Genomic DNA, 7,760 nt, shown 5'->3' with positions numbered 1-7,760 from the left:
AGCAGGGATACGAACTGGGGAACCGCGATAGCGATAACGAAGAGGGTTCTCCAGAGACCCTTGAACTTGATACCCTTCTTGTTGATCATCAGAGCGACGATCATACCGAGGATATAGTTGGTAAAGGTAGCGAGAACAGCCCAGAGGAGCGTCCAACCGGTCAGCTCAATGAAGGTCTTACCCTTCTTAGCGCCCTCAACGAGGTTGAAGAGTGAGCCGAAGTTGTCCATTCCGACCCATGTGAACAGAGTTCCGGGAGGCATGTGCTGCTTGTCATAGTTTGTGAACGCTATAAGGATCATGAAGATGAGCGGGAGGATGTTGAAAACAGCGATCATCAGCACGGGGAAGGAAAGAAGTGTGATGTGATACTTGCCGTCCATGAACTCCTTCACGTCATGTCTGAGGGAGGTGGGCTTTTCGCCGTTTTCTCTCATAACCTGATGCTTGTAGGCGTCCTTGATGTTAGCGATGTAGATTGCGAATACAACTACCGTGATAACGATAGTAAGTACGGAGTAAAGCAGGATAAGCATTGAGTTGTCGCCGAATACCTGCTTCGGGATTCCGTTGACCTTCTGCATGGAGGTCTGTACGGTACCGAGGGTACCGAACTTTGAGATATACTGCCAGCCGAAGAGTGTGATGTAGAGGATATAGAGCACCTCAGTAAGGAAGAAGAGGATACCCTTGTAGTATTTACCCTTGTGCAGGTCGCCCACGCCAAAGATCAAATACGATAATTTAGTCGCCCAGTCACCCTTTGCGAAGGTGGTGCCGTAGTTCTTGAAGCCCTTGCCGATGCCGGTGAAAAATTTAACAATGGCCATGCCGATGCCCTTGAAGAAACCTCCCACCGCTTTAGGAATTGACTTTAAAACCTTCTTGAAATTGTAAGCAAACCTCTGGAAAGGATTGAGCATTTTATATTCAACAAATGTCATATAAGCTCTCCTTTGAATAATTTGAAAATCTCTCTTTTATTACAGGTACACCAAACTAATAATATTCTATTACGTTTTCTCCCATAATAAAACATTATTCGTTTGGTGCAGTCGAAAACGTAAATCAGCCGGTGCTTCGGGGCGCCGCAGAGGCGGCACCCCTTAGCTTTATCGGGTAATAAAAATTTCAGATGTCAGTCGTGTGATCAGCCTTCGTCACGTACGTTGGCAACGGTGTCCTTGAGGAGCTTGGAGAAGTAAGCCGCGTCGTCGGGATCGGTGTCGTCAGCTACGAGCTTGTTGCCGAGGTTGCCCATCGGATCCCAGAATGTGGGAGCAATGTTAACCTGTACGCAAGCGTTCTCAGACTGCTGCTTGATAGCCTGCTGAACAGCGCTCTTTGTTACAACGTCCATGCCCTGAACGTTCTTGTTGGAGGGACCCCAACCGAGCTTTTCAGCTCTCTGCTGCTGGCAGGTCTCACCTGCGAGGTAGTAAGCGAGAACCTGAGCTGCTGCGGGATACTGGGAAGCAGCGTTAACGCCGATGTACTTATAACCGAAGAGCGAGATGAGCTGCTTGTCGGTGCCGTCAACATTGATGGTGGGGAGCTTGGCTGCGCCGAAGTTGTCCTTCAGAGCATCCTGGTCAGCGTTGGTGTTCCATGAACCGTCAACGCCTGCGCCGAGTGTGCCGGTGGAGAAGCCGGAAGCTACCTGAGCGTTGTCAAGAGAGGTGAATGTGCCCTTGTACTCGTGCATGAGCTTGGAGAACGCCTGCAGAGTCTTAACAGCCTCAGCCTCGTCGTACTCTGTGAACTTCTGGGTTACGCCGTCAGCCTCGAGGCCGTCGATCTTAACGCCGGCGGTGAAAGCGAATGTGCAGCCGTAGAAGCCGTTGCCGCAGTTGAAGATGAACTTCTTGCCGGCTTCCTTACAAGCGGCGAGAACGTCCTCGAGCTTGCCTGCCTGCTCGTCGGAAACAACGGTCTTGTCGTATACGAGATAGTAGCCGTTATCGTTGGTCTCGGGATAAGCGTAAAGGGTATCCTGGAGAGTACCGGCGGTAACGCAAGCCTCGGAGTTCATGTCTGTAACAGCCTTGGCGAACGCTACGGGAGCGATAACCTTAGCGTCAACGAGCTTGTTGAGCTGGTCAGATGCAAAGCTGAATACGTCAGCAGCGGTGGAAGCGTCGTTCATGAGCTGTGTGCCCGCGTCGCCTTCGCCCTGTGCTACAACTTCGATCTTTGTGAATGTCTTCTCGGGATAAGCAGCCTTGAAGGCCTCGATCTGCTCTTTTACAAGAGATACGGCCTTATCGGGAGCCCATACCTTCAGGGAGATGTTGTCCTCGTCGCCGAACACGGAAACATCTACAAGGTTAGCGTCCTTGACCTCAGCGCCGCCGTCATCGGAGCTGCTCTGAGTGTCTGATCCGCTTCCGCCGCTCTCGGTGTTGCCACCGCCGCCGCAGCCGGCAAAAACTGTTGCGGTCATCATGCCTGCCAATAAAATGGCGAGAATCTTTTTCATTGGAATTTCCCTCTTTCAAAAAAAATATTTTTTCGATGGAGCAAATTGCACAAAGGGCAGTCCGCTTCACTAATTAAATAATATCAAAAAACGGAGCAAATTGCAACTGGTTTTGTAATTTTTAACTAACTTGTTAAAACTTTACTAAATTTTTGTTTAAATTAACCCGACATTTTTGATAATTTTCTCATTTAAACAAATTATATGATTCTATTTTGTGCATTATTCCTGTTGACCTCTTGTGCATACTGCTCAATCGACGTTTCTCTATTTAAGGGAAAAGCACGATTTGAGCCCTTCGCAGGGGCGGTTTTTCAGCGGCTCTAAAAATTTTGCCGGATTTTTTAGTGAAAATTAACCAATCTTGCATGACTTATAATTTCTTGCGCTTTCGCCGCCTGAGGTTGTAATTGGCAGCTAATACTGGTATAATAATTACAGCTCAGGGCACTCGCTTGTGAGACACGCCCGATCTGAACCAAAACAACAAAGGAGATTTTTTCATGAAGCTGTACGACCTTCTCAAAGACGTTGAATACACCGTCGTCCGCGGCGGCAATCCCGATATCAAAGACCTCATCTACGACTCGCGGAAGGTGAGTGACGGCACCGCCTTTGTCGCGCTCAAGGGAGCAGCCGCAGACGGCCACAAATACGCCGCTTCCGCCATTGACAAGGGCGCAGCCGCGCTGATCGTCAGCGATGACATCGACGCCCGGATTCCCGACGGCGTGGCTGTTGTAAAAACCGCCGACACACGCCTCGCTCTCGCGCTGATGAGCCGCACCTTCTTCGGTTACCCCGAGCGCGAGCTCAAGACCGTCGCAATCACCGGCACAAAGGGCAAGACGACCACCACCGCGATGATCGCTCAGATTTTTGAGCTTGCGGGCATCAGGACAGGCACGATAGGCACCCTCGGAATCGTATTCGGCGGCGAAACGAGAAAAACCGACAACACCACTCCCGAATCCTACGAAATCCAGAAGGCTATGCGCGACATGGTCAACGCGGGCTGCAAAGCGTTCGTGATCGAGGCGTCGTCGATCGGTCTGAAGGCGAGCCGCCTTGCGGGCATGACCTTTGACGTCGGCGTGTTCACAAACTTCTCGAACGACCACATCGGCGGCGTCGAGCACAAGGACATGGCGGAGTACCTCTACTGCAAGAGCCTGCTTTTCCGTCAGTGCAAAAACGCCGCGGCGAACATCGACGACCCGAGCTGGGAGAAAATCACCGCAGACTTCAAGGGCGATATCCTCACCTACGGCTTCTCTGAAAACGCGAAGCTCCGCGCGAAGAACGACAGGCTGCTCTCTGAGGGCGGCTTCATCGGCGTTCACTTCGAAACAGAAGGGCTTAAAACCCTCTCGCCCGACGTAGGAGTCCCCGGAAAGTTCAACGCATACAACGCACTCGCGGCGATAAGCGCGGTATCGTTCTTTGACATCGACGACAAGGCTATCCTCGACGGTCTGAAAATCGCCCACGTCAAGGGCAGAGTCGAGCCCGTCAAGGTTCCCGGCAACTATTCTCTGCTGATAGACTACGCCCACAACGCGCTCTCGATGGAAAACGTCCTGACGACCCTGCGCCAGTACAACCCCAACCGCCTGATAACCATGTTCGGCGCGGGCGGCAACCGCCCCAAGGTGCGCCGCTTCGAAATGGGCGAGACCTCGGGCAGACTGAGTGACCTCAGCGTGATCACCGAGGACAACTCGCGCTTTGAGGACGTGATGGACATTATCGCGGACATCGAGGTCGGACTGCACAAGACCGACGGCAAGTACGTCGTCGTACCCAAGCGCAAGGAAGCTATCCGCTACTGCATGCTCAACGCTCAGGACGGAGATATCATCGTCCTCGCGGGCAAGGGTCACGAGGATTATCAGGAGATCAAGGGCGTGAAATACCACATGGACGAGCGCGAGCTTATCGCGGAGATTATCGAAGAAGAAGGACTTTGATAAATTGAAAATGAAAAATGGAAAATGAAAAATTAAGGGTCGCTCCGCTCCGATTTTCAATTTTCAACTTTCAACTAAATAACGGCTTCCGTGCGGAAGCCGTTTTCTTTATGCCTTTATCACTTTCATATTATATTCATAATCCTTATTCATTCTGAACGCCGCCTCTGCCCCTTCGGTGAGCCAGAGGGTATTTTCTTCGTCGAGCAGAATGAACTCGAAATCGGTGTGACTGCGCCAGTACTCCTTCGCGCCGTCAATTCCCATCACAAACAGCGCCGTCGACAAAGCGTCGCTCTTTGTTCCGCTGTCCGAAATCACCGTCACCGACACCGTGCCGTTATCTGTCGGGCAGCCTGTCTTTGGGTCGATGATGTGGCAGTAACGCTTGCCGTCCTGCTCAAAATACCTCTCGTAGCTGCCCGAGGTCGCGACGACCTTACCGCTGACCGAGACCGAGCCGAAGTACGCCGCCGTGTTTTCGGGGTCGCAGATGCCTACGCGCCATTTCTCGCCGTTCGGCTTCTCTCCCACCGCCGCGACCGTGCCGCCGAGGTTGAGGATCCCTGCTCTGACGTTGTTTTGCTTCATAAGCTCGACCGCCTTGTCCGCGGCGTAGCCCTTCGCAACGGCTCCGAGGTCGAGCTTCATTCCGCTCCCGAGATAAGCCCTGCCGCCTGAGAGGGTGATTTTTCGGTAGTCCGTGTTTTTTAGCAGGTCATCTATCTCGCTTTCGCCGGGTATGCGGTAGTTTTTGTCGATGAAGCCCCACGCCTCGACGAGCGGATAGACCGAGATATCCAGCGCGCCGTCTGTGTCCGCGCACAGCTCGAGCGCCTGAGAGAGCAGGTCTGCGGTATCCTCGGAAAACTCCGCGCTGCCGTTTTTATTCAGCCTGCCGATCTCGCTTGAGTCGTCCTGCGCGGAGAGAAGGCTGTCAAGGCTCTCGATTTCGGCGCGGATCTCGGCGGCGGTATCGGCGCTGCCGTAGATATCGATTTTCATAAAGGTGTCCATGCTCTCAAAGCTCTCGCTTGCAACATTCGAATAGCCGCACCCCGAGAAAAGCATGAGGCAAAAGAGAATACAGATTACTTTTTTCATATCAGTTCCAAAAAAGGGCGGACAAATGCCCGCCCTGTAGTTTTTCAGATTTATGATCTTTTCCACGCCGCGGGCGCGAAGAGAAGGAGCAGAGGATAAAGCTCAAGTCTGCCCGCGAGCATATCAAACGACAGCACGCACTTCGCGAAAGGCGAATAGAACGTGTAGTTGCCGACGGGGCCTACGTCGCCGAGACCCGGACCCGTGTTATTGAGGGTAGCCGCGACTGAGGTGAAGCTCGTCACAAAGCCCTTTCCGTCGATCGAAACCAGAATGAAGCTGATGACAAAAATCGCCATGTACACGACGAGGAACACAGAGGTACTGCGCATCGTGTTGTGGTCGACGGTCTTGCCGTCCATCTTCACCTGACGGATATTCCGCGGGTGAACGAGAAGCAGGAATTCCTTCTTAGCTTCCTTCGCGAGCAGGAGCAATCGCGCGACCTTGAAGCCGCCGCCCGTACTGCCTGCCATCGCTCCGAGGAAGGTCAGAAACATTATTATCGACTTCGAGAGCATCGGCCAGTGGTTGACGTCTCCTATGCCGAAGCCCGTCGTGGTTATGATCGACGAGGTGTAGAAGAACGACTGGTGGAACGCGTCGTAGGCGGTCGGATAGAGCGGCATGATATTGATGCCGATTATGACCGTCGACAGCACGATGAAGCCGAGGTAGAACCACAGCTCCTCCATCTTTGCCGCCTGCAGGAACTTACGCGTTATTATCAGGATATACACGGAGAAATTCACGCCGAACAGCATCATGAATACCGCGATAACCGTCTGGAAATAGTAGGTGTCGTAGGCGGCGATGTTCGCGTTTCTCACGCCGAAGCCGCCTGTGCCGGCGGTCGCGAAGCTGGTGTTTATCGCGTCAAAGAACTCCATGCCGCCGCAGAGCAGGAGGATCATCTCCAGCATCGTCAGTCCGAAGTAGATGCCGTAGAGCATAGCGGCGTAGTGGCGCATCTTGGGCACCGCCTTGCCGACGATCGGACCCGGGCTTTCGGCGCGCATGAGATAGATATTCTGCTGACCGCCGAGCTTCGGGATAAGCGCGAGCAGGAACACGATTACGCCCATGCCGCCCAGCCAGTTCATAAGGCTGCGCCACATCAGCATTCTGTGGCTGAGCCGCTCGACCTCGACGAGGATCGTCGCTCCCGTAGTGGTGAAGCCCGAGATAGTCTCAAACAGAGCGTCGATGTAGTTCGGTATCTCTCTGCTGAGGAAGAACGGCATTGCGCCGACAAGCGAGAGCACGATCCAGCTCAGAGCCGTCGCGCAGAAGCCTGCCTTCTGGTAGAGCACCATGTTCTTCGGCTTTTTCACCTTGACGGCGAGCACGCCCAGAACCGCGCTGACAATACCCGTGCCGAGGAAGTACAGCGCCTCGTGTTCTCCGTAAATAATTGAGGTTACGGTGCACAGCTGCATTGCCGCGCCCTCGACTATCAGAACCCAGCCGAGGATATAGACAATCAATCTTTTATTCATAACCAATCCCTCAGCGTCTGCTCAGAATGTCGTCAAGGTCCTTGAGGCCCTTGTGCTTTGTGATAACGACGACGGAATCGTCGGGCATGACGGAATCCGAGCCTGTCGGGAGAATGATCCTGCCCCTGCGGGCGATGGAAATGATCTGCAGATCGTCCTTGAGGTTCAGCTTTGAGAGAGGGATATTAGCGACGCGGGAGCTGCTCTTTACGCGGAACTCAAGCGCCTCTACCCTGCCCTCGTTGAGGCGGTAGAGCGTCTCGACGTTGCTGCCGAGAGAGTTCTGTACCGCGCGGATATAACGGGCAATATACTCGCCCGCAATTTTCTTCGGGTTGATGACGCACTCGATGTTGAGCTGCTCAACGATCGAATCGAAGTGCGCGTTGTTGACCTTGGTGATGATTTTCGCGCGCGAAACATTGCGCACGTACATTGAAATGAGGATATTCTCCTCGTCGTAGTCCATCAGGGCGATCACGCCGTCGGCGTGCTCGATGCCCTCGCTGAGAAGCAGATCCTGATCCATGCAGTCGCCGTGGATAATGACCGCCTCGTGAAGCAGGTCGGAAAGCTCGTCACAGCGCTGCGGGTTCTTCTCGATGATCTTAACGCCGATGCCCGCCTTGAGGAGTCTCTGCGCCAGGTAGAACGAGATCTTGCCGCCGCCGAGAATGATGACGTCGCGGCTTCTGCCGATGTTGATGT

At 53.4% G+C, this 7,760-nt stretch carries 5 protein-coding genes and 1 pseudogene; 1 reads left to right on the top strand and 5 read right to left on the bottom strand.

The features are described 5' to 3' along the window. Together KQI64_RS06535 and KQI64_RS06530 are read right to left on the bottom strand one after the other, a co-directional pair. Positions 1–944 (bottom strand): annotated as a pseudogene (locus KQI64_RS06535) (hypothetical protein); the annotation flags it as partial. 206 nt (positions 945–1,150) lie between these two features. Next, the gene (locus KQI64_RS06530) at positions 1,151–2,479 is read right to left on the bottom strand and encodes an extracellular solute-binding protein (protein ID WP_216523908.1); all 1,329 of its coding nucleotides are present in this window, start codon (positions 2,477–2,479) and stop codon (positions 1,151–1,153) included. A gap of 503 nt (positions 2,480–2,982) precedes the next feature. On the opposite strand from KQI64_RS06530, the gene KQI64_RS06525 reads away from it, so the two are divergent. Then, positions 2,983–4,449, top strand: coding sequence for a UDP-N-acetylmuramoyl-L-alanyl-D-glutamate--2,6-diaminopimelate ligase (locus tag KQI64_RS06525; protein ID WP_216523907.1), 1,467 nt, complete (start codon positions 2,983–2,985; stop codon positions 4,447–4,449). A gap of 108 nt (positions 4,450–4,557) precedes the next feature. Here KQI64_RS06525 and KQI64_RS06520 read toward each other — a convergent pair whose 3' ends face one another. From KQI64_RS06520 to KQI64_RS06510, 3 genes are all read right to left on the bottom strand, one after another. Next, positions 4,558–5,553, bottom strand: coding sequence for an FAD:protein FMN transferase (locus KQI64_RS06520; protein ID WP_216523906.1), 996 nt, complete (start codon positions 5,551–5,553; stop codon positions 4,558–4,560). A gap of 50 nt (positions 5,554–5,603) precedes the next feature. Further along, a complete protein-coding gene (locus KQI64_RS06515; RefSeq protein WP_216523905.1) occupies positions 5,604–7,052 on the bottom strand; it encodes a TrkH family potassium uptake protein in 1,449 nt (482 codons plus the stop codon). A 10-nt stretch (positions 7,053–7,062) separates the two neighbouring features. After that, on the bottom strand, positions 7,063–7,760 hold a 698-nt coding region (locus KQI64_RS06510; RefSeq protein ID WP_216523904.1), incomplete at its 5' end, for an NAD-binding protein.

The sequence above is a fragment of the Lachnoclostridium sp. MSJ-17 genome (assembly GCF_018918205.1).
Taxonomy (GTDB): domain Bacteria; phylum Bacillota; class Clostridia; order Oscillospirales; family Acutalibacteraceae; genus Ruminococcoides.
This window is presented reverse-complemented; position numbering and strand designations above follow the sequence as displayed.